General features: G+C 73.6%; 24 protein-coding genes. 1 reads left to right on the plus strand and 23 read right to left on the minus strand.

Annotation, left to right across the window (positions count from 1 at the left end; all coding sequences use genetic code 11):
* Positions 1-2: 2 nt before the first annotated feature.
* From AMPC_RS08215 to AMPC_RS08300, 18 genes are all read right to left on the minus strand, one after another.
* Positions 3-677: a hypothetical protein gene (locus tag AMPC_RS08215; RefSeq protein ID WP_248345660.1), complete on the minus strand. Its 675-nt coding sequence runs from the start codon at positions 675-677 to the stop codon at positions 3-5.
* Between the two features lie 178 nt (positions 678-855).
* Positions 856-1,830, minus strand: coding sequence for a pilus assembly protein TadG-related protein (locus tag AMPC_RS08220; protein WP_248345661.1), 975 nt, complete (start codon positions 1,828-1,830; stop codon positions 856-858).
* 73 nt (positions 1,831-1,903) lie between these two features.
* Positions 1,904-2,230, minus strand: a complete 327-nt coding sequence (locus tag AMPC_RS08225; RefSeq protein WP_248345662.1) for a hypothetical protein — start codon at positions 2,228-2,230, stop codon at positions 1,904-1,906.
* Between the two features lie 7 nt (positions 2,231-2,237).
* Complete coding sequence (locus tag AMPC_RS08230) at positions 2,238-2,990, minus strand: tetratricopeptide repeat protein (protein ID WP_248345663.1); 753 nt, start codon at positions 2,988-2,990, stop codon at positions 2,238-2,240.
* A 6-nt stretch (positions 2,991-2,996) separates the two neighbouring features.
* Positions 2,997-3,932: a type II secretion system F family protein gene (locus tag AMPC_RS08235; protein WP_248345664.1), complete on the minus strand. Its 936-nt coding sequence runs from the start codon at positions 3,930-3,932 to the stop codon at positions 2,997-2,999.
* 7 nt (positions 3,933-3,939) lie between these two features.
* Entirely contained in the window at positions 3,940-4,902 is a 963-nt protein-coding gene (locus AMPC_RS08240) for a type II secretion system F family protein (protein ID WP_248345665.1), read from the minus strand.
* Positions 4,903-6,234 (minus strand): CpaF family protein, encoded by a 1,332-nt coding sequence (locus tag AMPC_RS08245; protein ID WP_248345666.1) that lies wholly within the window; start codon positions 6,232-6,234, stop codon positions 4,903-4,905.
* On the minus strand, positions 6,221-7,378 hold the full coding sequence (locus AMPC_RS08250; RefSeq protein WP_248345667.1) for an AAA family ATPase: 1,158 nt from the start codon (positions 7,376-7,378) through the stop codon (positions 6,221-6,223). The genes AMPC_RS08245 and AMPC_RS08250 overlap by 14 nt, the downstream gene beginning before the upstream one ends.
* A gap of 9 nt (positions 7,379-7,387) precedes the next feature.
* Positions 7,388-8,863, minus strand: a complete 1,476-nt coding sequence (locus AMPC_RS08255) for a type II and III secretion system protein family protein (RefSeq protein WP_248345668.1) — start codon at positions 8,861-8,863, stop codon at positions 7,388-7,390.
* Positions 8,860-9,807, minus strand: a complete 948-nt coding sequence (gene cpaB / locus AMPC_RS08260) for a Flp pilus assembly protein CpaB (protein ID WP_248345669.1) — start codon at positions 9,805-9,807, stop codon at positions 8,860-8,862. Before cpaB ends, AMPC_RS08255 begins: the two co-directional genes overlap by 4 nt.
* A gap of 22 nt (positions 9,808-9,829) precedes the next feature.
* Complete coding sequence (locus AMPC_RS08265) at positions 9,830-10,192, minus strand: TadE/TadG family type IV pilus assembly protein (protein ID WP_248345670.1); 363 nt, start codon at positions 10,190-10,192, stop codon at positions 9,830-9,832.
* 52 nt (positions 10,193-10,244) lie between these two features.
* Positions 10,245-10,706, minus strand: coding sequence for an A24 family peptidase (locus AMPC_RS08270; RefSeq protein WP_248345671.1), 462 nt, complete (start codon positions 10,704-10,706; stop codon positions 10,245-10,247).
* 113 nt (positions 10,707-10,819) lie between these two features.
* On the minus strand, positions 10,820-10,984 hold the full coding sequence (locus AMPC_RS08275) for a Flp family type IVb pilin (RefSeq protein WP_248345672.1): 165 nt from the start codon (positions 10,982-10,984) through the stop codon (positions 10,820-10,822).
* 275 nt (positions 10,985-11,259) lie between these two features.
* Positions 11,260-11,448: a Flp family type IVb pilin gene (locus AMPC_RS08280; protein ID WP_248345673.1), complete on the minus strand. Its 189-nt coding sequence runs from the start codon at positions 11,446-11,448 to the stop codon at positions 11,260-11,262.
* Between the two features lie 10 nt (positions 11,449-11,458).
* The gene (locus tag AMPC_RS08285) at positions 11,459-12,958 is read right to left on the minus strand and encodes a hypothetical protein (RefSeq protein ID WP_248345674.1); all 1,500 of its coding nucleotides are present in this window, start codon (positions 12,956-12,958) and stop codon (positions 11,459-11,461) included.
* Positions 12,959-13,224: 266 nt separating this feature from the next.
* Complete coding sequence (locus AMPC_RS08290) at positions 13,225-14,424, minus strand: efflux RND transporter periplasmic adaptor subunit (protein ID WP_248345675.1); 1,200 nt, start codon at positions 14,422-14,424, stop codon at positions 13,225-13,227.
* A gap of 3 nt (positions 14,425-14,427) precedes the next feature.
* Positions 14,428-17,793: an efflux RND transporter permease subunit gene (locus AMPC_RS08295; RefSeq protein ID WP_248345676.1), complete on the minus strand. Its 3,366-nt coding sequence runs from the start codon at positions 17,791-17,793 to the stop codon at positions 14,428-14,430.
* Positions 17,794-17,875: 82 nt separating this feature from the next.
* Positions 17,876-18,736 carry a tRNA threonylcarbamoyladenosine dehydratase gene (locus tag AMPC_RS08300; protein WP_248345677.1) on the minus strand — a complete coding sequence of 287 codons (861 nt, stop codon included), beginning with the start codon at positions 18,734-18,736 and terminating at the stop codon, positions 17,876-17,878.
* A 95-nt stretch (positions 18,737-18,831) separates the two neighbouring features.
* Here AMPC_RS08300 and AMPC_RS08305 point away from each other — a divergent pair, with 95 nt between their 5' ends.
* The gene (locus tag AMPC_RS08305; protein WP_248345678.1) at positions 18,832-20,358 is read left to right on the plus strand and encodes a hypothetical protein; all 1,527 of its coding nucleotides are present in this window, start codon (positions 18,832-18,834) and stop codon (positions 20,356-20,358) included.
* Positions 20,359-20,393: 35 nt separating this feature from the next.
* On the opposite strand, the gene AMPC_RS08310 is transcribed toward AMPC_RS08305, so the two are convergent.
* The 5 genes from AMPC_RS08310 to AMPC_RS08330 form a co-directional block, all read right to left on the minus strand.
* Positions 20,394-21,170: a TatD family hydrolase gene (locus tag AMPC_RS08310; RefSeq protein ID WP_248345679.1), complete on the minus strand. Its 777-nt coding sequence runs from the start codon at positions 21,168-21,170 to the stop codon at positions 20,394-20,396.
* Positions 21,167-22,402: an MFS transporter gene (locus AMPC_RS08315; RefSeq protein ID WP_248345680.1), complete on the minus strand. Its 1,236-nt coding sequence runs from the start codon at positions 22,400-22,402 to the stop codon at positions 21,167-21,169. Before AMPC_RS08315 ends, AMPC_RS08310 begins: the two co-directional genes overlap by 4 nt.
* Before the next feature lie 52 nt (positions 22,403-22,454).
* The gene (locus tag AMPC_RS08320) at positions 22,455-23,738 is read right to left on the minus strand and encodes an MFS transporter (RefSeq protein ID WP_248345681.1); all 1,284 of its coding nucleotides are present in this window, start codon (positions 23,736-23,738) and stop codon (positions 22,455-22,457) included.
* 43 nt (positions 23,739-23,781) lie between these two features.
* A complete protein-coding gene (locus tag AMPC_RS08325; protein WP_248345682.1) occupies positions 23,782-25,149 on the minus strand; it encodes an alpha/beta family hydrolase in 1,368 nt (455 codons plus the stop codon).
* A gap of 248 nt (positions 25,150-25,397) precedes the next feature.
* Positions 25,398-26,234 (minus strand): formate dehydrogenase accessory protein FdhE, encoded by an 837-nt coding sequence (locus AMPC_RS08330; RefSeq protein ID WP_248345683.1) that lies wholly within the window; start codon positions 26,232-26,234, stop codon positions 25,398-25,400.
* Between the last annotated feature and the right edge of the window lie 37 nt (positions 26,235-26,271).

Consider the following 26,271-nt stretch of genomic DNA (forward strand, 5'->3'; position numbering starts at 1 on the left):
GCCTAGCCCGGCCGCCGCTTCGCCGCGCCGCGACCCCGTGACGGCGCGGCGGAGCGGTCCTGTCTCCCCTCCCCCACCACCACCCGCTCCAGCGCGTCGGCCGCGCGCCGGAGGCTCGGGCCCGCGCCGTTCGAGGAGAGCCGCCGCGCGGTCCGCAGGGCCTTCTTGCCGGCGTGCAGCACGACGCGCGGGTCCTCGTGGCACGCCCGCCAGGCCGGCCCTTCGCCGAACGGCGCGCGCGGGAACGGGTCGAGCCTGGCGCCGCGCTCGAGGCTCAGGACGGGGGCGCCCTCGAGCCGCTCGGCGAAGGCCCGCAGGGCCGGCGCCACGCCCTCCTCCAGCACCCTCGCCGCGAGGGCCTCGCGCGTCGCCCGCTGCCCGCCGGCCTCTTGCACCCGGTTCGCCAGGTCGAGCGCCGGCTCCACGAACGCCGCGCCGAAGGCGTGCGCCATGAGCTTGAGCCGGAGCGCGAGCTCGGAGCGGAGCGCGCCGGCCCCGCCCTCGCGGGCGAGGGCGTCGGCGAGGAGCTCGTCGAGCACCGAGACCAGGCAGTCTCCCGCGTGCTCCCCGTCCACCTGCCAGAGCCGCCGGGCCTCCGCGTCGCAGCGCTCCGGGGTGTCGCAGTCGGCGATCTGCTCGAGGGCGCGGCGGACTTCCTGGCGGTGCTTGCGGATCATGCGGGGGCGCCTCGCGGGGGCTGCGGCCGGTGTGCCCGCGGCGTCGTGGACGCGGGCTGGACGCGCGGCGCAGCCGCCGCCGGCGCGGAGCGCCGGCACGCCGTCCCCGGCTGAAGGTACTCACGCCGGGGGTGGATGCAGGGGGCAGGCGGGCGTGGAGGAACGCAGCACCGTGAGCCTACTCGATGAGCCGCGGCGTCGCCGAGACGCCGAAGTTCGGGCACCACTTCTCCTCGGGCTCCACGATCTTGCACTCCACGCTCATCCAGGCGGGCGGGTCGTCCTTGTTGCTGGCCGCCAGGTGCAGCGTGAAGAGCGCGAACCCGGTGACGACGGGATCCTGGACGAACCTGGGGGCGTTGATGTCGCAGTTGACGGCCTGCACGAGGGGCAGCGTGATCTCCTTGCCGTTCCAGGGGAGCAGCGCGTCCCAGAGCTTGCTCGGGATGTCGGCGCCGTTCTGGACGGGGATGGGGTCGCCCGTGTGGACGGGGTAGCAGGCGTTCGGATCGCCGTTGATCACGCTCAGGATCTTCGTGGCCGCCTCGGCGTTCGCCTGCATGCCGGAGAGCAGACTGGTGAGCCCCCACGTGTCGGCGGTGTCGTTCTTGAGGTAGAGATCCGTGCCGCAGTTCACGCCGCCATCGGGAGACCTCACGCGGCAGTCGGGCAGCGCAAACGGCAGCGAGCACTGGCCGCAAGGGCCACCCACCACCCCGATCGCATTCGCCGAGACGCCGGTGGTGGTCTCCGCGCCCAGCAGCTTGTTCATGAACACCGCGACGGAGGAGTTGGTGGCCGCGGCGCCGCGGCTCGCCACCACGCGGACCGCGCTGATCTGCTTGTACTCGGAGTCCGGCAACGCACTGAACGCCCACTGGTCGGAGCCGGGCGCGGTCTCGACCATCGTGCCGAGGGTGATGTCGGCGTCCGCGAGCTGCACGTTGAGGCGATCGCTGGTGTGGCGCTTCGAGAAGTCCTTCGCCAGCTGCCGGGCGCGCGCCGGCGCCGTCTCGTTTCCGGTCAGCTCGCGCGCCCCCGCGAGCGCCGCCGCGTCCGCCGCGTTCTGGAGCTGGCCCCTCACCTCCATGAGATGGCCCACGTTGATGGCCAGCGCGAGGAAGGCGGCGAGGCCGCCGATGATGAGGGCCACCAGAACCGCCGTGACGCCTCGTTCCGCCCTGCTGCCGCGCGCGCTCATCGAGCTCCTCCTCGGGCCTGCCGCCTCACTGCTTGGGCACGGAAGGCGGCGGCAGGCTGGCCTGCCGCGCCACGTTCTGCTGCGGTGCGATCAGGAGCACCGGCTCGTCCTTCACCTTGGAGTCCTTCGGCGCGAGGCTCTGGCGATAGCCCTGCGCGATGATGTCCGCCTCCTGGGCGTCGAGGCCACGGACCGCCTGGGCCTGACCCGCCGCGGGCGTCCTGGCGCGCTGCGACGCGAGGGCCTCCCCGTAGGCGCGCCCTTGCGTGGGGGTGATGTGCTGCCGGGCGCCACAGCCCGCCAGGGCGGCGAAGGCGACGAGGAGCACGAGCTTCATCGAAGGCTGGTCCATGGCGTCCTCACGATCGGGAATCGGGCTCTGCCACCGCGGGCTTTCCGAGCTTCCGGGCGGCGTGGTCGAGGTTGGCCCGGGCACGCTCGAGGGCCGGATCGGCGCGGACCGCCTCGCGGTAGAGCTGATACGCTTGGGCGAGGTTGCCCTGGCGCTCATAGGCGAACCCGAGGTTGTTCTTCGCCTCCGCGGGCGTGCCGCCCATCTGGAACTGCTCAGCGGCCCCGGCGAAGTCGCCCGTGCGCGCCAGGGCAAACCCGAGGTTGTTCCGGATCCGGGGCTGGGTGGGATCCGCCCGGAGCGCCTCCTGCAGCACGGGGACCGCGTCGCGGGCCCGGCCGTGAGCGAAGAGCGAGAAGCCGAGGTTGTTGAGGTAGCCGGCGTTGCCGGGCACGAGCTCGACGGCCTTGCGGTGCTCGGCGATCGACTCGCCCGTCCGCCCCACCCGGTCGTAGAGGAGCCCCAGCGCCGCGTGCGCCGCGGCCGACCTCGGCAGCTTCCGGACCGCCTCCTCCAGGTCGGCCTGCGCCTCCTTCAGGAGCCCCTGCTCCCGGTACACGATGCCTCGCAGCGCCACGACGTCAGCGTCGGCCGGGTCCTCGGCGTGAAGCGACTGCACCAGCGGAAACGCCTGGGACCAGTCGCCGCGGCGGACGAGCTCGGCGGCCATCGCCTTTCGTGCGACGTAGCCGCCCTGTTGCGGGGGGGCGTGGGCGCAGCCGAGGGCGAGGAGAGCGGCGAGGACGAGGGGCGAACGCATGGGCTTCTACCTTGCTCCGAGCGCGGGCAGGAGCGAACGGGCGACGTTGACCATTGCCGGGCCCACCACGACGGCCAGGAGGGAGGGTAGGATGAAGAGCACGAGCGGAACCGTCATCCGGACCGAGACGTAGGCGGCCCGCTCCTCGGCGCGCTGCATGCGCCGGGTGCGGATTCCGTCGCCCTGGATCCGGAGCGCGAGGCCGACGCTGGTTCCGAACATCTCGGTCTGCGTGAGGGTCGCGGCGAGCGACTTGAGCTCCGCGACCCCGGTCCGCTCCGCGAGCCGGCGGAAGGCCTCGACGCGCGGGAGCCCGGCGTTCACCTCCATCGCGGTCAGCGCGAGCTCGGCGCCGAGCAGCGGATAGGCGCCCTTGATCTCCTGCGTGACGCGCTGCAGGGCGCCGTCGAGCCCGAGCCCGGCCTCGACACAGGTGACGAGCAGGTCGAGGCTGTCCGGCAGGGCGCGCTCGATGGCCGCCTGCCGGCCGGCGATCCTGCTGGTGAGCCAGACCGCCGGGCCGTAGAACCCCGCGGCGAAGGCGAGGACCGCGGCCGCCGGGAGGAGGGGCCGGCTCAAGCCCAGGCGCCCCTCCAGCCAGAATACCGAGAGGGTCAGGCACAGGGCGAGGAAGACCCGGCATCCCAGATAGATCTCCGAAGCATAGGCGCCGCGGAGCCCGCCCTGGGCGAGGCGGAGGCGCAGCCGCGAGAGCTCCTCGGCCTGCACCGGCCGCGCGATGCGTGCGAGCGGGCTCAGGCCCTGGGCCAGCAGGCTCTTCAGCTCCACGCTGGCGCTCTCGGGCTCCGGCGCGAGGTCCTTACGGAGGCGCCGTTTGAGCACGTCGCCGCGCGCGAAGAGGGTCACGACGCTGGCGGAGAAGGCGGCCAGCGCCCCGGCGGCGAGCAGCGAAGCGGCGAAGAGGGTGGGCTCGAGGCGCACGGTCGTCTCACACGTCGATGCGGATCATCTGCTTCATCCAGAGGAACCCGGCGGCCCAGAGGAGGCAGGCGGTCCCCAGGATCCGCTGGCCGAGGGGATCCGCCACGAGCGGCTTCAGGTACCCGGGGTTGATGAGCTGCAGCAGCAAGGCCATCAGGAGGGGAAGGAGCCCGAGGACCAGGGCCGACGCGCGCCCCTCGGCGGTGAGCGCCCGGAGCTTGCCCTGGAAACGGTAACGCGCCCGGATCGTCTCGGCGATGTTGGACAAGATCTCGGCCAGGTTGCCGCCGGTCTCCTTCTGGATGATGGTCGAGATGGCGAAGATCTTGAGGTCGCCGTTCCCCGGCGCCCTGCCCGCCATCTGGAGCACGGCCTGCTCCAGGCTGAGCCCCAGCTTCTGCTCCTCGAAGGCGCGGCCGAACTCCACGCTGACGGGCTCCGGCATCTCGGTGGCGACGATCCGGAACGAACCCGAGATGGCGTGCCCCGCCCTGAGCGAGCGCGCCATCATCTCGAGCGCCTCCGGGAGCTGCTCCGAGATCTTGCGGCTGCGGCGGTCCCGGGCGATGTCCAGGAACAGGAAGGGCAGGCAGACCCCGCCGGCGCAGGACAGGATCGTGAGGAACGGACCCAGCCGGAGCGCCACGCCTGCCACCAGCGCGGCGAGCCCGCTCAGCGCGGCGTACCCGAGCAACTGCGCGACGGTGACCCGCGAGTAGGTCTGCTCGAGCAGCTGCGCCAGCCGCGGCGCCCAGGTGGTGTGGCGGAGCATTTGGTCGAGCCCGGGGTTGGAGGCGAAGCGCGCCTCCCGAAGCAGGGCGGACTCCCCTGGCAGCCCCTCGCCGAGCGTCTGCAGCCGCCGGCGCAAGGCGCCGCTGCGCCGATCGTCCCAGTAGCGCCAGGCCTGGCGAGCGGCCTCCACGACCGCCACCAGCGCCAGCGCGAGGAGGAGGATGAAGAGCTGTTGCATTCAGCGCCCCAGGTGCTTCGCGAGCTCCTTCGCCGGGTCCACCCCGGCGCGCTCGATTCGGTCCATGACGCGGGGGCGGATCCCGCAGGAGACGAACCGCCCCAGGACCTTCCCCGTCGCGTCCACGCCCTTCTGGTCGAAGCGGTAGACCTCCTGCATCGTGATGGTGTTGCCTTCGCTGCCGGTGATCTCGGTCACGCTCGTGAGCCGTCGGCGCCCGTCGCTGCCACGCGTGAGCTGGACGACGATCTGGATGGCGCGGGAGATCATCTGGTGCGTCGACTGCTCGGACAGCGGCACCCCCGCCATGCCGATCATCGCCTCGAGGCGAGTGAGCGCGTCGCGCGGCCCGTTGGCGTGGATGGTCGTCATCGAGCCCTCGTGGCCCGTGTTCATGGCCTGGAGCATGTCGAGCACCTCGGCGCCGCGGACCTCGCCGATGACGATCCGGTCGGGCCGCATGCGGAGGCTGTTCCGGACCAGGTCGCGGGCCATGACCTCGCCCCTCCCCTCCACGTTGGGGGGCCGCGTCTCCAAGCGGACCACGTGCGGCTGCTGCAGCTGGAGCTCCGCCGAGTCCTCGATGGTGACGATGCGCTCGGTGGGTGGAATGAAGGCGGAGAGCGCGTTCAGCATCGTGGTCTTGCCGGTGCCGGTGCCGCCGCTCACCAGTATGTTCACCTTCGCGTGGACGCACGCGGCCAGGAAGCCGATGGCCTCCTCCGTCAGGGCGCCCAGCGCCAGGAGGTCGGCGACGCGCAGCGGTCGGACGCCGAACCGCCGGATGGAGAGGATAGGCCCGTCGATGGCGAGCGGCGGGATGATGGCGTTGACGCGGGAGCCGTCCGGCAGGCGCGCGTCCACCATCGGCGAGGTCTCGTCGATGCGCCGCCCGACGCGAGAGACGATCCGGCCGATGACGCGGAGCAGGTGATCGTCGGAGTCGAAGCGGACGCGCGTCAGCTCGAGCTTGCCCCCGCGCTCGATGTAGACCGTGCTGAAGGTGTTGACGAGGATGTCCGAGATGCCGGGATCCGCGAGCAGCGGCTCCAGCGGGCCCAGCCCGGTCACCTCGTCCAGGAGCTCCTGGATCATCCGCTCGCGCTCGGGCTGGTTGAGCGGAAGGCGGGTGTCTGCCACGACCACGGCGAGCGTGGCGCGGAGATCCTCCCGCAAGCGCTCGGGCGTGAGCTTCTGGAGCGTCTCGAGGTCGAGCTTGTCGATGAGGCGGCGATGCAGCTCCCCCTTCAGCTTGTGGAAGGCCTCGGAGGGCTCGCCCGCTTCTCCGGCGACCCGCGCGCTGCCCTGCTTGAGCCGCTCACTGAGCTGCATGGTCGATCCTCCCGAACAGCTTGTGGAAGATCGAGCGGCGGGGCGCGCCCGCGGCCGCACGCGGCGCGAGCCGCTCCGCGAGCGCGCGGACGTCGCGGACCAGCTCCGACCGCGGCGCCGCCTCGAGCAGCAGGGCGCCGGCGCGGATGGCCCGCTCCAGGGCCGGATAGTCGTTCCCGATGGTGGCCTCCACGGGCGCGCCGACCGTCTCGGCGATGACCCTGAGGGTGATGTCCGAGCTCCGCTGGAAGCGGTTCAGCACGAGCAGGACCTTCCCTGGCGGGTAGCCGAGCCGGCCGAGCAGCTCCACGTAGCGGTGGGCGTCACGCACCGCCGGCACCTCCTGCGTGAGCACCAGCAGGATGCGGTCGGCGGCGTCGAGGGCGGCGAGCGAGAGGTCGTCGAAGCCGCGGAGCCCGTCCACGATCACGTGCCGGTAGTGCTGTCGGAGGAACCCCAACAAGGCGGGGATATGGCGGGGCTCGACGCGATCCGCCTCCTGGAGCTTCTCGCTCTGGGCGAGCACCTCGAGCCCCGAGCGGTGGCGCAGGATGGCCGAGCCCAGCAGCTCGCGATCGAGCCGCCCCAGGTTCCCGAGCACGTCGCTGATGGAGTACCCGCCCGACACGTCGAGGAACCCGAGCACGTCCCCCTTGTGGACGTCCAGGTCGAGGACGCAGACCCGCGCTTCGGGACCGTGCAGCACGCCGGCCAGGTTGACCGAAAGCGCGGTGGCGCCCACGCCTCCCTTCGCCGCCAGCACCACGGTGACCTGGCCGAGCCCCTTCGCCACCGGCGGCCGCACCTGCTCGCGGAGGGCGCGCTGGAGGCGCTCCTCCTCTCCGGCAACGAGGAACTCGTGCGCCCCGGCCCGCATCGCGTGGAGGATGAGGTCGGCGTCCTTCTTGCCGCCGAGGACGATGACCCTCGCGCCCGCCGCGGAGAGCGTCGCGATCAGCTCGAAGCCGGCCTGTGGGTCGCGCTCGAGCGACACGACCGCCGCGCACGGCGCTCCGGCCGAGAGATGGTGGCGAGCCCGGGTGGACTCCTCGGCGGACTCGAAGGGCGCCTCGGGGAGGGCGGCGCGAAGTCCCGCTTCGGTTCCGGCCGCGACCCCGACGAGCAGGATGGTCCCGTTTTCCACGGCGCCTCCTCAATGCGTGAAGCCGCGCGGACCCGCCGCGCCTCGGCTGTCGCCCGGAGCCTCGGTCACGTCCACCGGGCTGCCGTCGAGGCCGAGCAGGAAGAGCTGCGCGTCGCTGGGATCGTTGAGCTCGAAGTCGGTCGGCAGGTGCGGCGCCTCGTGCGGCGCCACCGGCTCGGCAAGCCGCGCCGTCACGAGCACCAACAGCTCGGTCTCGTCTCGCCGGAACTGCGTCGAGCGGAAGAGCGCCCCCAGGATCGGGATCTGCCCCAGCACGGGCACGCGATCGATGGTGGACCGCACCCGGTCCGACAGCAGCCCGGCGATGGCGAAGCTCTGGCCGTCGCCGAGCCGGACCGTGGTCTCGCTCTGGCGCGAGGTGAGCCCCGGGATGGTGGTGCCCCCCACGCTGACCGCGAGCGAATTGTCGATGTCGCTCACCTCCGCCTTCAGCTTGAGGTGGATGGTGTTGCTGGCGATCACCGTGGGCGTGAAGTTGAGGACGATACCGAACTTCTTCCACTCGACCGCGACCTGGCCGAAGGTGGAGGCGAGCGGGATGGGCAGCTCTCCGCCAGCGAGGAACTGCGCCTCCTGTCCGGTGAGCGTCACGAGAGTCGGCTCCGCGAGCGTCTTCGCGAGGCCGTTCGACTCGAGCAGCGACAGCATGGCGCTGAAGGGGAAGCCCTTCGAGTTGGAGAGGAACAGCGAGAAGCTGTCCTTGAACTGGGGGGCGTGGACGTCGGGAGGACTGCCGTGGCCGGCAAGGCCGCGCGGCCCGGTACCCGGGATGGACGGGTTCTGCGTGGTGTTGAGGAAGTCGCCAGGGTTCACGCCGTGGCCCGTCATTCCGCCGACCAGGGTGCCGTCCGCGGCCTTGTGAAAGAAGTTCACCCCCATCTCCCGGAGTCCGGACCGGGAGACCTCGGCGAACCGCACCTCGAGTTGCACCTGCTGGTTCCCGGTCACCTGCACCAGGTTCGCCACCTGGCGGCTGTGGAGGCGCGCCACCGCGGCGATGCGCTCGGGGAGCCGGACGTCGCTCACCTCACCCGACACCACGACCAGCTCGCCCGCGCCCGAGACCTCCACCTTCTCGGAAGGGAAGAGCTCCTTCAGCTGACTCCGGAGCGCGTCGAGGTTGCGGGTCACCTGGAGCGCGACGACCAGCGGCTGGTTGTCGCGGTTCCAGAGGGTCAGATCGGTGTTGCCGATCCCCTTGGCGGTCAGGAGGACCTGGGAGGGCGTGACGACCTTCAGATCGGCGATGGTCGGATCGGCGACCGAGACCCGCGCGATCTGCTCGGAGATGAGCAGGAGCCGGTTCTGCCCGGCCTCGAGCGCCAGGGCGCGGGCGGCGCCGACCTCGCGATCGATCCGGAGCTGCGGGATTCCGGCGAGCGGGGCGGGGCCGGCGGGCGGCGGCGCGGCGAGGGTGAGTTGCGGGGCAAGCGTCGCGAGCAGGATGATGAAGGCGAGCTTCATGGCTTCGCCTCCTTTCGGGCAAAGTCGCGTTTCTCGAAGAGATCGCCGCGGAGGATCTCGACGACCTGCCCCGGCTCGGCCGCCGCGGGCGCCGTGGCGGGCCTTGCGTGGCGGACGGCGCGCCGGGTCGGCCGGGGCTCGGACTTCGCGACCACCCTCGTCTCCGAGGAGGGCGGCGGCGCTCCGAGGAGCGCGCCCGGCACGACGCCCTGCGTCTCGACGAGCTCGTCGTCGTTGCTGGGTCGCAGCACGAGCACGACGTGCCCCTTGGCCGCCGCAAGCGCCAGCCGCTCTGCCTCCTCCTCGTCCACCTCGAGGGTGGCCACGGTCACGAGGGTGGCCTTCTCGAGCTCCCGGCCGCGGTGCTCCAGCTCCTTGCCGACCGCCAGCACCTTGAGGTTCTGCAGGACCGCCTTGGAGACGAAGGGCGCGCTGCCACTGTCGCTGGGGCGCATCGTCACGATGACGTCCACGTGATCGCCCGGGTGGAGGAACCCGGCCACGCCCACGACCTCGTCCACCTTCACGGCCATGGCGCGTTGGCCCGGCGCGAGGAGCGACGCGAGTCCGTAGCCCGCCTCGGGCGTCGCCAGCTTCGAGAGCAGGACCGGCTCGCCCTTCGCGATGCGCTCGTGGACCACCCGGCCGTCCAGCTGCTTCGGATCGGTGGCGATTCCCTGAGGCGCCGACCCGGCGGGCCAGTCCACCACCTTGAGCGACGACTCGGAGACGATGGTCGCGATCGGCAGGTCGGCGTCGGCCACCACCACCTTGACCGTCGGAACGCGCATGGCCGCGGTGCGCGCGTCGAGATACCGCGTCAACAGGAACGCCGCCGAGCTGGCCGCGACCAGGGCCACGACGAGGAACAGGAGCGCCCGGACCGCGGAGCGCCTCGACACCTTCTCGTTCCGCCGGGGATTGTTCTCGGGTGAGTCGTTCATGTTGCTCCTCCGGCAGTGGCGCTCACCGTCGCATCTCGGCGAGCGCCTTGGCGCCAGCAGGGATGAGCGGTTGTTTCAGGAAACCCGTGATGGATCCGGTCTTGCCGATCGGATAGGCGATGCTGACCCGGACCGAGTCCACCCCGCTGGCGGTGACGAGCTGGGCGGTGACGGTCGGAGCCGACTTGAGTCCGCTGTTCGAGAGGTACGTCTTGCTGACCGTCGAGGCGGTGCTGGCGGCGTCCTTCTTCACGGCGATGCTGCCCGCCCTCGCGCCCTCGCGGGCCGCGTTGGTGACGATCTCCTCGACGAAGAAGTAGTAGCCCCAGTCGATCGCTCCGAGCAGGACGAGGAAGAGCACCGGCAAGACGAGCGCGAACTCCACGGCGGCTGCACCGTGAGACCTGCTCGGAGGCGCGGTTCGGCGACTCATGAGCTCACCTCACCGAGAGCGCGGCGAGCGCTCCGGCTGCGATGGCGACCGAGTAGGGGACCGTGAGGCCGGCCCCGCCCCGCATCGCCGCCGAGCGCCAGCTCGCAGCGGCGAGCGCCGGGGGCGCGACGAGAGCCCGCCGGTCCAGGAACCAGGTCGCGAGCGAGACCACGCCTCCGGCCAGCGCCGAGGCGAGGAGAAAGACGATGGTCTCCGCCGGACCGAGCCAGAGCGCGGCGGAGGCGGCCACCTTGAGGTCACCCCCGCCCATGAGGCCGCGTCTCCAGGGGACGACCAGCAGCGCGCCCACCGCGAGGCCGCAGACGAGACCCGCGCCCACGGCGGCGACGCCGCCGCGAAGCCCCTGCGCGACGAGCCCGGCGGCCGCGATGCACGCTGGCAGGGCGTTCGGTACGCGCCGCTCGGCGACGTCCCACGCCCCTGCCAGCGCCAGGAGGGCCGCCAACAATTCCAGGTGAAGGGCCGAATGGCCCATCGATGCCTCCCCCGCCCAAGCCCCTTGGGTCTGCTCTCGTGGTGGACTGGGCAAGGTGGCCCAGTGACGAACGAACCGACCTGCTACGGCAGCGCGTCGCTCACCGTCTTGAAGGCGGTGTTGACCTTGCCGCCGAGGGTCGTCACGATCGTGACGATGACTGCCGCGATGAGGGCCACCATCAGCCCGTACTCCACCGCCGTCGCGCCTCCCTCGTCGTTCCAGAGCTGCTTCATGTACTTGCTCATTTCCACTCCCCGCGGTCCATCGACCTGCCGGCGTGATTGCCGAGCGATTGCGACGGTAGAGGGCTCGCCCTCAGGAATCAATCCGACCGCCGGGGTCTCGCACGGACAAGGGACATTCGAGCAGATGATCGCGCTCAAGCGCGAACTTCCAAGCCACCGCCATCAGGCTCGATACCGTTCGGAGCGCCCGATCCGGCGCAGCCCAATTTGTTCTCACATTTGGCCGCCATGCGACCACCACGCCCCCATCTGCTGCAATGAGGGGCGCGCGCTGACTAATTGGGCCAGACCGTAACGATCTTCAGGAACAGGGCCTTGACCGCGCCGCCGAAGGTCCCGACGGCCGCCGCGATCGCTCCCGTGATGAAGCTGGCCAGCAGGGCGTATTCGACGGCCGTGGCGCCGCGCTCGTCCAGCCAGAGGGCCCTGGGCCGCCACGATGAAGCGCTGCGAGATCTCGACATGGCGCTCCCCCTAAGGCGTGCGACGAGCGCCCCCCTGGATGACCGCGGGCTCCTCGGCGAGGGTACGCCGATACAGTGTGCCCGCCTCCGACGTTGCGATCAGCCGCCACGTTGGGTCTGACGACAAATGGCGCTCGAGCGCCCCGCCGCGCTCGGCGATCGCCAGCCGGATGGCGTCGCCATGCTCGAGCGAGTCGACCCAGGACGGAGCGGGCCGAAGGTGGTTCACCATGAACCGATCGCCGAAGAGCTCCCAGCGATCGTCCACGAAGACGCGCAGGCTCGGCGCGTAGAACTCCACGAATCCGCCCAGACGCATGTCGTTGAGCACCGGCGCGCCCACCCCCTCTTCCTGCGCCGCCTGCCGGAGCGGGGGGATCAGCCTCACCGGCCACCACCGCGCGTCCATCTTGGTGAAGGCCCGTCGCCCGCCCGTCAGCTGGTGCCAGCCGCACACCAGCGCGAGCACGGCGACCATCGCCGCGGCCCAGGCCCGCCAGCTGGTCCGGGTGACAGCCGCCGACCGCTGGCCCATGAGCTCGATCCCGTGGGCCGCCAGCCAGCGGCGCACGCCGGAGTCGGGCACGATCACCGCGAGCGACAGGCCGGCCGACACGGCGAAGAACGGCGCGTGGCGCACCCGCTGGCAGGCCAGCACGAGCCAGATGCACGTCAGCAGGGATGACGCCTTCGCCCACCGACGAGCCCCGGCAAGCACGATGAGGTAGCCGGCGCCGAGCGCGAGCAGCTGCCATGTTCCGGTCCTCAGGACGGAGGCGTGCTCCACGATGTAGCGCGGCAGCTCCGGAGATCGCAGGATGCTCGCCCAGGCGCGCGGCAGCTCCCGGCCGTACGGGTTGACGAGCACGCTGCCCAGGGATGCGACCAGCAGCGCGGCCGCGATGAGCGCCTCCCTCCGGTCCGAGATAGGTCCGCCGCTCCCCGCGAGGTGAAGGCCGATCCAGAGCGCGGTGGCGAGGCCGAAGGTAGCGAGCCCGCCGACCACCGCTCCGTGGACGTTCGCCCAGACCAGGAAGAGCGGGACGAGCAGCGCGAGGTGCGACGCTGGCCTTCGCCCTTCCTCGAAGTCCACGAGCAGCCCGAACTCGCACGCGAAGAACGCAATCGAGGCGATATGGGGGCGCACCACGAGGTGATGGGACGCGCCCAGGAGCGTCAGCGCCGCCGCGAGGAGGGCCCAGCGCAGCTCGAGGCCGGCCCCTGCCAGGCGCCGGAAGATCCACGCGACGACGGCCGCCATCACCCCCGAGGTGAGGACGACGAGCCCGTCCCAGCCGCCCCACCGATAGGTCACGGCCATCACCAGCTCACCCAGCCACTGCTGCGCGATCCAGGGGCGGCCCTGGTAGGTGAAGGTCAGCCAGTCGGAGTGCGGGAACCCGACGGATAGGATCCGCTCACCGGTCAAGATATGCCAGAAGGTGCCAGGATCCCTGAGCAGGCGACTGCCTCCGAAGACCCCCAGGACGCACCAGAACAGCGCGAACACCCCGGCGCTCGCCAGGGACTCGCTGCCCCTCCGAGAGCTTGCGTCCATTGGAGTCCTCCGGCGTCGATCCCTCCCTCTGAATTGCGACGCCTTGGTCGCCTTTGTCATCGCCCCTGCTAGGCAACCCGGTCGAGTGTGTCGGCCATGGTCTCCTGTTTCGGGCCGGCGCGGCTCCGCCTTGCACTCGCCGGGTGGACGGTATCGTGCGCGACGGTTTGCCCGCGTGAGGGCGAGACGCGCAGGTTTCTCGCGCGTGAACCTGGGCCTCAGCGCTCCCCCGCCCTCCCTCTCCGCTGCTGCCCCCCCGCATCCGCCTGCCGCTTCTTCGGCTCCACCGCCTGCACCGCCGCCCCCTCCCCGAGGTCCGACGGCGGCGACAGCGCCACGGTCTCCCCGCCCGAGAGGCCGCGCCGGATCTGCAGCGTCTTCCCGTCGGTCGCCCCCGGCTCCACCTCGACGAAGTGGAGCTTCTGGTCGCGGACGAGGGCCACCTGCAGCTTCTCCCCCCGCGACACCAGCGCCTCCTCCGGCACCGCGGGCATGGCCGGCACCTTCACCTTCAGCGCCACGTGCACGAAGAGCCCTGGCACGAGCCGGAAGGCCGGGTCGCCGCCGGGGTCGGGCCAGAGCTCCACCAGCATGGAGCGGCTCCGGGGATCGAGCGCGTCGGCCATCCGCCGCACGCGGGCGCGCACCTCGAGCCCGGGCAGCTGCTCGACGCGCAGCACGCCCTCGTCGCCGAGCCGCACGAAGGGCGCCACGTCCTGCCCGACGTACACGAGCACGCGCGACCGCGCCGGGTCCGAGACCTCGAGCACGGGCTGGCCGCTCCCGGTCGAGGAGAGGAGCGCGCCGGGGTCGGCGTAGCGGGCGGTCACCACGCCGTCGAAGGGGGCGCGCAGCACCTCGTAATCCTGCAGCGCCTGCACGCGCCGGAGCTCCGCCTCGGCGATGGCGAGGTCGGCGTTGGCCTGGTCGAGGTCCTGCTGGGACACGATCCCGCGCGGCGCCAGCGCCCGCACCCGGCGGGCGAGCCGCCGGCGCACCTGGAGCGTGGAGCGCGCCTGATCCACCTGCCGGTCGGTCTCCGGCGAGGCGATCGCGGCGAGGACCTGGCCGCGCTTCACCCGATCGCCCTTGTCCACGTCCATCCGGCGCACGTACCCGTTCACCTTGGCGTAGAGCGTGGTCTGCCAGAAGGCCCGCACGTCGCCGGGCAGCGTCACCTCCCGCACGTCGCTCGGGCGCGTGGCGGTGGCGACGAGCACGCGCGGCCCCTCGGCCGCGGCGCGGGCCAGCCGGTCGCGCTGGCCGGCCTCGCGGTGGTGGCGCACCAGCGCCAGCGCGAGGGCGCCGGCGACGCAGACGAGCACCGCGACGACGAGGACCAGGGTGACGTGCCGGGTCCGCTCGCGGTCCGAGCCGGCGCGGGGCGAGGGCTGCGACGGTCGGGTCCGGTCGTCCATGCGTCAGCTCCCCGCCGGCGCCGGCGCGGGCCCCGTCCCGCCGGGCACGGACGACCGGGGCGGCGCCTCGCCGGCCTCGGCGGCGAAGGTCACGTCGAGCTCGTGCTTCCGCGGGGCCTTCCGCCGGAGGAAGGTGTAGGCGACGGGCACGAGGAAGAGGGTGCTGAAGGTGGCGGCCAGCAGCCCGCCGATCACGGCGCGGCCGAGCGGCGCGTTCTGCTCCCCGCCCTCCCCCATCCCGATGGCCATGGGCAGCATCCCGAGGATCATCGCCAGGGCGGTCATGAGCACGGGGCGCAGCCGCGTCCGGCCGGCCTCGAGCACCGCCTCGAGCGGGCCGGGATCCTTCTCCGCGGCGGCCCGGTAGTCGTTGGCGAAGGAGACGAGCAGGATGCTGTTCGAGGTCGCGATGCCGACCGCCATGATGGCGCCCATGAACGACTCGACGTTGAGCGTCGTGCCGGTGAGCGAGAGCATCCAGAGGATGCCGACCAGCGCGCCCGGTACCGCCATGACGATGATGAGCGGGTCGGCCCAGGACTGGAACAGCACGGCGAGCAGCAGGTAGACGAGCGCCACCGCGAGGACCAGCCCCAGCCCGAGCCGGCCGAAGGCCTGGAACATGCTCTCGCTCTGGCCGCGCAGCTTCACGCTGATGCCGGGCGGGAGCTTCACCCGGTCCACGCTCGCCTGGATCTCGCTCGCCACCGCCCCGAGGTCGCGGTCGCTGGCGGCGAGCTGCACCTCCACCACCGGCTGGACCGTGTCGTGGGCGATGGCGGTCCGGCTGGTCCGCGCGCGCAGCGCCGAGATGGCGCCGAGGTAGGGGGCGGTCACGCCGCCGGGCGGGGTCGCGTCGGCCGGCGCGCCCCCTCCGGCGCCGGAGCTGCCGCCCAGCGCGCCGGCGGACCCGCTCCCGCCGCTCCCGGAGCCGGCGGACAGCGGCGTTCCGAGGAGATCGCCGGTGTCGCGGATCCGGTCGATGGGCGTCTGCACCGCCACCGTGTAGTTGACCCCGGTCCGGGGATCGACCCAGAAGCTGGGCGCGGAGAGCGTGCTCGAGCTGAGCGAGGTGAGCAGGCTCGAGGCGACGTCGCGCTCGGAGAGGCCGAGCTGCTCCGCCTGCTGGCGATCCACCTCCACCCCGAGCGCGGGCCGGTCGAACACCTGCGCCAGGTGCACGTCCACCGCGCCGGGCACCCGCCGGACCGCCGCCGCGACCTCCTGCGCGGTGCGCAGCGCCGCCTCGGGGTCGCGCCCCACCACCTCGGCCTCGAGCTGGGCGGGGAGCCCGAACGAGAGCACCTGGCTCACCACGTCGGCCGGCTCGAACCAGAGCTGCGCGCCCGGGAAGCGCGCCGGCAGCTCGCGCCGGATCCGGTCCATGAGCCGCCCCGACGGCTCGTGGCCGGGGCGGAGCGAGATTCGGATCTCGGCGTCCTCGCCGCCGGCGTTGCTCGTCTGGACGAAGGCGAGGTTGTACGAGATGGGGATCCCGATGTTGTCCACGACGCTCGCCACCTCGCCGCGCGCGAGCTCGCGGACCGCCCGCTCCACCTCGAGCACCTGCCGCTCGGTCAGCTCGACCCGCGTCCCGCGGGGCGCGCGGTAGTGGAGCCGCATCTGCCCCGTGTCCACCTGGGGGAAGAAGTCGAGCCCGACCACCCGCGCCAGGCTGAGCCCGGTCAGGAGCAGGAGCAGCGCGGCCACCCCGACCCGCACCCGGTGGGCCAGCACCACCGCCAGGACCGCGCCGTAGCCCGCCTGGAAGCGGTCGAAGAGCCGGTCGCGGCGGGCGTTGAACCGGGCCGCGAAGCGGGCCACGGGCCCGGCGTGCTCCGACACCTGCCGCCCCCCGGCGATGTGCGCGTGCTCCCGCTCCATCAGCATGCGCGCCAGCGTGGGGACGAGGGTGCGCGAGAGCAGGTAGGACGCCAGCATCGCCAGCACCACCGCGAGCGCGAGCGGACGGAAGAGGAAGCGGGCCGGGCCGGTGAGGAGCACCACCGGGAAGAAGACGATGCAGATGGTGAGGGTGGCGGCGAGGGCGGGCACGGCGATCTGGTGCGCGCTGTCGAGCACCACGCGGGTGAGGTGCCGCGGCTGCCCGTCCTCGCCGGGGATGGCGCTGTTGCGGTGGATGTTCTCCACCTCCACCGTGGCGTCGTCCACCAGCATGCCGATGGCGAGCGCGAGGCCGCCGAGCGTCATGAGGTTCATCGTCTGGCCGCCGAGGAAGAGCCCCACGATGGACACCAGGATGGCGATGGGGATGGAGCTGCAGACGATGACCATCCCGCGCCAGCTCCCGAGGAAGAAGAGGATCATGAGCGACACGAGCGCGGCGGCGAGGAGCGCCTCGCGGAGGACCTCGTGGACCGACGCCCGCACGAACTGGCTCTGGTCGAAGTCGAGCTCGAGCTTCAGCCCCTGGGGCGCGGAGCGCTGAAGGGCGGGGAGCATGTCCTTCACCGAGTCCACCACCGCCAGGGTGGACGAGCCGGCCTTGCGCAGCAGCGCGAGGTAGGTGGAGCGCCGCCCGTCCACGTGGACCACGTTCTGCTGCACGGCGTAGCCCTGGTGGACGTTGGCCACGTCGCCCATGCGGACGAGCCGGCCGTTCACCTCCCGGACGGGGAGCTGGTTGAACTCGGCCACCTGGAGCGGGCTGTTGTTGAGCTGCACGTCGAGCTCGGAGCTCCCGAGGCGGGCGCTGCCGGCGGGCAGGATCACGTTCTGGGCGGTGAGCGCGTTCACCACGTCCTGCGGCGAGAGCCCGGTCGCGGCGAGCCGGCCCGGGTCGATGTCCACCATCACCTGCTTCTGGCGCCCGCCGTACGGGGCCGGGGTGGCGAGGCCGGGGATGGTGAAGAGGCGCAGCCGCAGCACGTTCAGGCCGTAGTCGAAGAGCTCCTGCTCGCCGAGCCCCTCGCCCGAGAGCGTGAGCTGCGCCACCGGGACGTTGCTGGCGTTGAACTGGAGGACGTTGGGGGGCGTCATCCCGGGCGGCATGAGCCGCAGGATGGTGTTGCAGACGCTCGTGACCTGGGCGATGGCGCCGCCGATCTCGACGTCGGGGTGGAAGTAGATCTTCACCACCCCGATGCCGCTGATCGACTGGGAGTCGAGCCGCTCGATGTCGCTGATGGTGGTGGAGAGGGCGCGCTCGGTGAGGAAGATGACCCGCTTCTCCATCTCCTCCGGGATCAGGCCGGGGTAGGCCCAGACCACCACCACCACCGGGATGTCCACCGAGGGCAGCACGTCCACCTTGGAGCGGGCGATCGCCAGCCCGCCGAAGAGGACGATCCCCAGGCAGAGCACGGCGATGGTGTAGGGCCGGCGCAGGGCCAGGCGGACGATCCACACGGGGACCCCCTCGCGATCGGGTCGCCGGAAAGGATGGCGACGGCGAGGGGGAGCGGCTCGTGCCCTGGCGGCCCTGCCGGGGTCAGCGCCGCGGCGAGGTGACCTTCTTCTTGCGCCGCTTCGCCTCGCGCTCTCCCAGCTCGCGGGGCGTGGCGGGCGCGAGCCCGGTGAGCCGTTGCACGACCGCCCCCGCGGCCGCCAGCCCGAAGACGCCGGTCACGAAGGCGGCGCTGCCGAACACCTTGGGCTCGCGCCGCCGCTCGCCCTCCGGGCGGGCGCGGACGCCCGGCACGCCGAGCGCCTCGTCCCACGGCAGGGCGAGGGTGTCGCGCGGAGGCTCGCGCGACCAGACGGCGAGCACGCCGGTGGGCGACACCGCCGAGATGCCGTGGTGCCGGCGCAGGTACTTGCGCACGTCCTTCGCGAGCTGGTCGGTGTGCGTCTCGCAGAGGTCGGTCACCTCGACCGCGGTCGGGTCGATCCGGCGGGCGGCGCCCATCGAGGTGACGAGCGGGATCCGCTCCGTGAGGCAGCGCGAGATGAGGTGCAGCTTCGCGACCACCGTGTCGGCCGCGTCCACCACGAAGTCCACGCCGGCGGGGACGATGCGGGCCGCGGTCTCCTCGCCGTAGCGCTCGCAGACCGCCTCGATCCGGGCGGCGGCGTTCACGCGGCGGTAGCGGTCCGCCAGCGCCTCGGCCTTGTAGCGCCCCACCTCGCCCTCGAGGGCGTGGAGCTGGCGGTTCACGTTGGTCTCGTCGATGCGCTCGCCGTCGCAGAGCGTGAGCCGGCCGACCCCGGCGCGCGCCAGGGCCTCGGCGGCGAACGAGCCGACGCCGCCGAGGCCGATGACGACGACGTGGGCGCGGGCGAGCCGCTCCATCGGGTCGAGGCCCAGGAGGCGCGCGGTGCGATCGAGGCGGGGCGAGAGCGGCGCGGTCATGGGGGGCGCATGGTAGCGCGAAGCGGCGGGCGACCCCAGCGGGACCGCTGGACCGGGCGCCGGCCCGGGATCGGACGCGATACCATCGCGCCGCCGTGGCCGATCCCCGAAGAGGCTCGCGAGACCGCTGGCTCACCGCCGCGCTCTGTGCCGGCGCCGCCGGCACGGTCGCCCTCTTCGCCTCGTGCCGGTACCTGCCGATGGTCGATCTGCCGCAGCACGCCGCGCAGATCGCGATCTGGAAGCACATCGAGGATCCGCGCTTCGCGTTCCAGCAGCAGTTCTATCTCGACTTCGGCTCGCCCTACCTCTTCGGCTATGCCGTGGCGCGGCTCCTGGCGGAGCGCCTGGCGGTGCCGCTCGCGCTGAAGGTGACGGTCCTGCTCGCGGTGCTCGGCGTGCCCTTCTCCATGCGGCTGCTGCTGCGCCGCACCGGCGCGGACGAGTGGTGGTGCCTGCTCGGCTTTCCCCTCGCCTTCGGGGTCGCCTTCTACTGGGGGTTGCTGAACTTCCTGTTCGCCGTGCCGATCTGCGTGGTGTTCCTGGCCGAGGCGCAGGCGTACACGCGCGAGCCCACGCGCGCGCGGCTGGCCTGGCTCCTCGCGTTCGCGGCGGGCCTCTACCTCTGCCACGCGCTCATCCTGCTCTTCGCGACTGCGGCCGCGGCGCTGGTCATCGGCGCCGCGGCCGGCGACCTCCGGGTGGCGCTGCGCCGCGGCCTCCCGCTCGCGCTCCCGGCGGCCCTGGCGCTCGCCTGGGGCGCCGCCGCGTCCGCCCACAGCCCGGTCGCCGCCCACCCCGTCCTCTGGGAGCTCGGCCCGAGGCGGCTCGGCGAGCTGCTCGCCCTGTTGTTCGACTTTCGCACCGCCCCCTTCGATCCGCGGCTGCCCCCGGACTACGCGCCACTGGTCCTGACCGGCGGGATCGTGCTCGCGCTGGCGATCGCCGGAGCCCGGGTCATCCGGAGCGCTCGCGTCTGGGCGCCCGCGGCGCTCGCCTTCGCGCTCTACCTGGTCCTCCCCGAGATGGCCCGCTCGGTTGGCCTCATCTACCACCGCTTTGCGGTAATGGTCGGGATCTGCCTGCTCTCCGCCCTGGCCACCACGGCGAGCGGCTGGCGGCGCCGGCTGGCGCACGCGCTCGTGTTCGCGTGCGCCGTGGGGTGGCTCGGCGTGCTGGCGCAGCGCTTCCAGGCCTTCGATGCCGACGCGCGCCAGTTCGACGCGGTCCGGTCGGCCATGGAGCCGCGCCGCTCCGTCGTGCCGCTCACCTTCGAGCTCACGCACCCGTCCTTCCCCGAGCTGCCCGTCTTCCTGCACTTCACGGCCTGGTACCAGGCGAGCGCCGGCGGGACCATCGGCTACTCGTTCGCGAAGGGGTTCGTGCAGCCGGTCCGCTACCGGCCGGGAGCCGATCCGCGGATGACCTTCGGGCTGGAGTCGGACGCCCGCCGCTTCGACTGGGACGTGGACGGGCACTTCGACTACTTCCTGGCCCGGGCGGCGCGTGACCCGGGGCCGGAGCTCTTCGCCAGGGCCACCTCCCCGGTCTCCCTCGAGGCGCACCAGGGGCGCTGGTGGCTGTACCGGCGGCGCGGCTCCGCCCTCGCCGGAGCGCCTTAGCTCCGCTCGCGGGTCGCGGCGCGAGGGAGGAGGTCTCACCCGAGCCGGAACAGCCCCCGCGCCGCCGCGCTCGTCGCGGCCTCCACCTCGGCCTCGGTCCTCCCCAGCGCCGCCGCCGCGGCCCGGAGCACCTCGGCGAGGAATGCGGGCTCACCGCGGCCCCGGTGCGGCCGCGGGGTCTGGTCGGGCGCGTCGGTCTCGAGGAGGAGCCGGCCCGGCGGGACGGCCCGGAGCGCCGCGATCGGCTTGCGCGCCCCCTCGTAGGTGAGCGGCCCGCCGAAGCCGAAGTGGAGCCCGAGCGCCGCGAACGGCGGGACCATCTCGGCCCCGGCGCTGTAGCTGTGGAGCACGCCGCCGGCCGGCAGCGGCGGCTCCTCCCGCAGCACCGCCAGGAGCGCGTGGTGCGCCCGGAGGAGGTGGAGGATCACCGGGAGCCGGAAGCGGCGGGCCAGCGCGAGCTGCCCGCGCAGCACCGACACCTGCCGCTCGAGCGCCGCCCCCACCGCGTCGGCGCCGTCGAGCCCGCACTCCCCCACCGCCACCGCCCCGCCGCGCGCCAGCGCCGCCTCGAGGTCCGCGAGCATCCGGTCGTCCTCGCGGGCCGGCACCTCCGGCAGGAGCTGCGGGTGGATCCCGAAGGCCACGTGCACCCCCGGGTGCTCCTGGGCGAAGCGGGCCGCCCGCGCCCATCCGCCGGGGGCCACGCCCGGCACCACCAGCGCCTCCACCCCGGCCGCGCGCGCCCGCGCCAGCACCGACTCGCGATCCGCGTCGAAGGCGATGCCGTCGAGGTGGCAGTGGGAGTCGATCATGCCTGGGCCGCCGCCCGCATGGTACTCCGGCGCGACCACTGGAGGGCGCCCCAGCCGCACACCGCGAAGCCGCCGGCCACGAGCCACATGAACGGGTAGCCGTGCGTGCCCGGCTGGGCCCGCGCACCGAGGTCCACCGCCCCGCCGACCACCAGCGGGGCCAGGATCCGCCCCAGGCTGAAGGAGATGACGTAGATGCCGGTGTGCTCGCCGCCGGCGTCCTGGCCCATCAGCTCGGCGAAGAGCGGGTACGGCAGCGCCAGCTCGGCGGCGGCGCCGATTCCCGCGAAGGCGAGCACGACCAGCGCCACCGGGAAGGACCGGGCGAAGAACCCGGCCGCCATCCCCGCGGCGAGCAGCGCCGAGCCGGCCGACAGGATCCGCGCCCGCCCGTACCGGTCGGAGAGCCGCCCCGCCACCACCGAGCCGCCGGCGAGCCCGACCACGAGCAGCCCCAGCCCACCCGAGGTCTCGGCCACCGTCGCCCCCAGCACGTGCTTCGCGTAGAGGAAGAGGTAGGGGCGGATGCCGTCGATGGCGGCGTTCCAGAACGCCTCGGCCACCAGCAGCGCCGCCGCCCCGGGCCGGGCCGCCACCTGCCGCCAGGAGTCGAGGAGCCCCTCGCGCCGGGTCGGCTCCTCGGCCGCGCGGATCCGGCGCTCGGCCCAGGCGGTCGCGCCGGTGGTGGCGAGCAGCAGGGCCGCCGCGAGCAGGAAGGGCAGCGGGCGCCAGAGGGCGAAGAGAAGGCCCGCCGCCACCAGGCCGTAGGCGAGGCCGCCGGCGCGGAAGAAGCCGCGCACGCCCTGCACCGTCCCGCGCCGCTCCTCCGGCACCGCGTCGATGAGGAGCGTCCAGAACGGCGTCAGGTACGCGTGCAGGGCGGCGAAGCAGACGAACGCCGCGCCGGCGAGCGGCCAGTAGCCGCGCAGCCACGGCGAGGCGACGAGCGCGAGCGCCATGAGCGGGGCCGTGAGGAGGAGGAAGAAGGTGCGCCGCCCGAAGCGGCGGGCGAGCCTCCGCGGCAGCCGGTCCGAGAGCGCGCCGACCCAGAACGGCAGGAGCAGGGCGAAGATCCCCTCCCCGCCGATGGCGAAGCCGATCCAGATGGCCGACGGGGCGTAGGGCGCGATGAGCACCGGCAGCAGCGCGACCATCACGGTCTGCGCCGCGGCGGCGCCCAGCTCGCCGGCGGTGAGGGCATACTCTCGCAGTCGCCGGCGGGTCGGGCTCACGCCCCTGCAAGCTAGTGCCTCGTCCTGGTGGGGCGCCGGGACCGGGCGGGGCTCAGGCGAGCGGCTCGTCGAGCTCCAGGTAGTCGAGGTCGCGGCCGAAGGTCTCCTCGAGCCGCACCGCGGCCACGAGCGCCACGCCCACACAGACGGCGCCGACCAGCGCCGAGCCGCCGAGCAGCCCCAGGTGGGCGCGCGCGACCTGGAACGCGCTCGTGATGAGCACGAGCATGCCGCGCACGAAGTTCGGCACGGTGGTCGCGACCGTGGCGCGCAGGTTGGTGCCGAACTGCTCCGCGCCCACGGTGACGAAGATGGCCCAGTAGCCGGCCGCGAAGCCGAGGGCGGCGCAACAGGCGTAGAGCAGGTCCGGCGCCTGGCCCCGCGGCACGACGTACCAGGCGGCCACGGTGGCGGCGACGAGGCACAGGTAACCCACCACCACCTTCTTGCGGCTCCGGAGGAGCTGCGAGAGCGCGCCCGAGGCGAAGTCGCCGATCACGAGGCCGAGGTAGCAGTACATGACGGCGCTGCCGGCCGAGACCGCGCCGGTGACGCCGAGCGCCCGGGCGAACTCGGGGGAGAAGGTGACCAGGATCCCGACCACGAACCAGGTGGGCGTGCCGATGAGGATGGTCTTGGCGTAGCGGCGGAAGCGGCCCCAGCTGGTGAAGAGCGAGAGGAAGTTGCCGCGCGCCACCGCCCGCCCCTGCCGCTCGAGCCGCCGGAACACGGCCGACTCGGCCACGCCGACCCGCAGCAGGAGCAGCGCGAGGCCGAGGCCGCCGCCGATGAGGTAGGCGGTGCGCCAGTCGAACCGGGTGGCGACCACGTTGGCGAGTACCGCCCCGGAGACGCCGACGCTGGCGACGAGCATGGTGCCCCAGCCCCGCAGCTCCTTCGGGAGGATCTCGGAGACCAGGGTCACCCCGGCCCCGAGCTCGCCGGCGAGCCCCACGCCGGCGAGGAAGCGCAGCGCGGCGTAGGCGGGCAGGCCGTGGACGAGGCCGTTCCCGAGGGTCGCGAGCGAGTAGAGCGTGATCGACCCGAACAGGATGTGGAGCCGGCCCTTCCTGTCCCCGAGGACGCCCCAGAAGACGCCGCCGAGGAGCATGCCGGCCATCTGGGTGTTGAGGAGGAAGACGCCGTCGTCGATGAGGGCCTGCCCGGAGATCCCGAGGGCGCGCAGCGAGGGCACCCGCACGATGCTGAAGAGGAGCAGGTCGTAGATGTCCACGAAGTAGCCGAGCGACGCGACCAGCACCGCCGCCGAGAGGACGCCGGGCGGCGGGCCGGACGGCGCGGGCGCGGAGGGCGGGGCGGGCTCGAGGCGGTTCACGCTGGGAGCCAGATAACCACGCCGGGTCGCGGCGCGCCACGCCTCACCCGGCCGGCCGGGACTCCGGGAGCGCCGGCAGGTGCCGGCCGAACCAGTCCGCCGAGAGCCGGGCCACCGCCGCGAGCGCCCCCGGCTCCTCGAAGAGGTGGCTCGCCCCGGGCAGCACCGCGAGCTCGCAGCGCCGCAGGTGCGGCAGGGCGGAGCGGTTGAGCGAGAGCACCATCTCGTCGCGGCCGCCGACGAGGAGCAGCACCGCCGCGTCGATGCGCGCGAGCACCTCGGGCGCGAGCAGGTCCGGCCTCGCGCCGCGCGCCACCACCGCCCGGACCTCCCCCGGGAGCGCGCTCGCGGCGGCCAGCGCGGCGGCGCCGCCGGTGCTCGCGCCGAAGAGCCCGACGGACAGCTGCTCCAGCGCGGGCCGGCGCCGCGCCCAGCGGAGGGCCTGCACCACCCTGGCCGAGAGCAGGTCCACGTCGAAGCGGAGCTGCAGGGTGGCCTCGTCCTCGGCCCGCTCCTCCGGCGTGAGCAGGTCGAAGAGGAGCGTCGCGAGCCCGGCGCGGCGGAGCGCCTGGGCCACGCGGCGGTTGCGGGCCCCGGCGTGGGTCGAGCCCGCGCCGTGCGCGAAGACCACGAGCCCGCGCGCGCCGGCCGGCACGCCGAGGGTCCCGTCCAGCCCGGTGCGGCCGCACTCGAGCCCGCGCATGGGGACCACCGTCTCGCGCTCCTCCGGGTCCGCCGGCTCGGCGCCCGGCCCGGCGCCGTCCGCGAGCCCCTCGTCGCGCCGGGCCTCGCGCAGGAGCGCCAGCGTCTCGCCCTCCTCGACCGGCGGGAGCTCGCGGTACCAGCGCGCGAGGGGCCCGAGCTCGAAGGGGAGCTCGACCGCGACCACCTCGTCGAGGTCGGCGCGGAGCTCCGGGACGAGCCGGCCGGCGACCACCGGCGCCGCCAGCACCACCCAGGCGGCGCCGTGGGCCCGGGCGGCGCGCGCGGCGGCGCGGGCGGTGGCCCCGGTCGCCACGCCGTCGTCCACGAGCAGCACGGTGCGCCCGGCGAGGTCCGGCAGCGCCCGCCCGCCGCGCCACGCCCGGCCGCGCCGGAGCAGCTCCGGGGTGGCCCGGGCCGCGAGCTCGGCGAGGTCCGCCTCGGAGAGCCGCAGCGCGCGCGCGAGCCGGACGTCGGTCCAAGACGCCCCGCCCTCCGCGACCGCGCCCACCGGGCGCTCCGGGTGCCCCGGGGCCACGAGCTTCAGGACGGCGAGCGGCTCGAGCGGCGCGGCGAGGGCGCGCGCCACCACGCAGGCGACGGACAGGCCGCCGCGCGGCACGGCCAGGACGAGCGGGCGCTCCCGGCGGAAGCGCTCCAGGGCGGCCGCGAGCTGCCGGCCGCCGTCCTGGCGGTCGCGAAACGGCATGGTCCCCCCTGGTCGCCCCTCCCCCGCCCTCCCCGCCCGGCGGGGAGGGAGTGACGCCGGGCCCATCGCGCGTCCCACCCTCCCCGCCCGGCGGGGAGGGAGTGACTTCCGGCCCGTCGCGCGCGTCCGGTCCTCCCGCCGGGCGGGAGGGAGCGGCGGCGAGCCGATCTTCTTGCAGGATACGCGGACGCCGCGGCGCGCCGGCGGGCGCTTCGGGGTGGGCACCTCGGGGTCAGCCCCGGGGGGCGCTACAGCTCGTACAGCGACACGCCCTTGCGCTCGTAGCCCCGCTCCTTCGCGAGGACGTCGAGGTGCAGGGTGGTCCAGTCGGCGAGCAGGAGGGAGGGATCGCCCTCCCCCGCCCAGGTCTTCACGTAGCCCTTGCACGCGTCGCACACGTCGAGCCGGAGCCCGCCCTCCCCCTCCACCTCGAGGATCGAGAGCTTGTTCGACTCGCCCTCGCCGCAGTGCGGGCAGCCGATGCGCTGGAAGGCCCAGCGGGTGCCGCAGCAGCCGCAGGCGAGCTGCTTCTCGCGGACGCCTTCGCCCGGGACGAGCCAGGCGTTCATCGGCACCGCGCCGCAGGTCGGGCAGTAGCCGTGGCCCCAGCGCGCCTCGTCCCGCTGCCCGGCGAAGGTGGCCACCACCGGCGCGAGGGCGCGGGCCGCGGCGCGCCAGGCGAGGAAGAGCACGAGCCCGGGCTGCGCCGGCGGGGCCCCTTCCTCGCCGGTGGAGAGCGCCCAGCGCGCGGTGGCGAGCCGGCGGGCCGGATCGGCGGCCCAGGCGGCCGCCTCGGCGCGGCAGCCCTCGCGCAGCTTCTCCGGCAGCCGCTCGTCGGCGGCGAGCCGCGCCACGAGCTCGCCGAGCAGCCCGGACACGGCCGGCGCGAGGTCCAGCGCCGCGGCCTCGCTGTGCAGGAGCGGGACGCCCTCGTGGTAGTCGGCGACGTAGGCCGCGAGGTCCGGCTCGGCCACCGCGGGCGCCGGCCCGGCCGCGTCGAGCGCCGCCGCGACCGCCTCGTCGAGGCGCGCCACCGGCGCGAGGTACGGGTGGGCTTCGATCCAGCGCTGGCGGGCTGCGTCCATGTCGTTCACCTCCGGGAGGAGTGGCTCCAAAAAAAAG

It is taken from the genome of Anaeromyxobacter paludicola (genome assembly GCF_023169965.1).
Taxonomy (GTDB): domain Bacteria; phylum Myxococcota; class Myxococcia; order Myxococcales; family Anaeromyxobacteraceae; genus Anaeromyxobacter_B; species Anaeromyxobacter_B paludicola.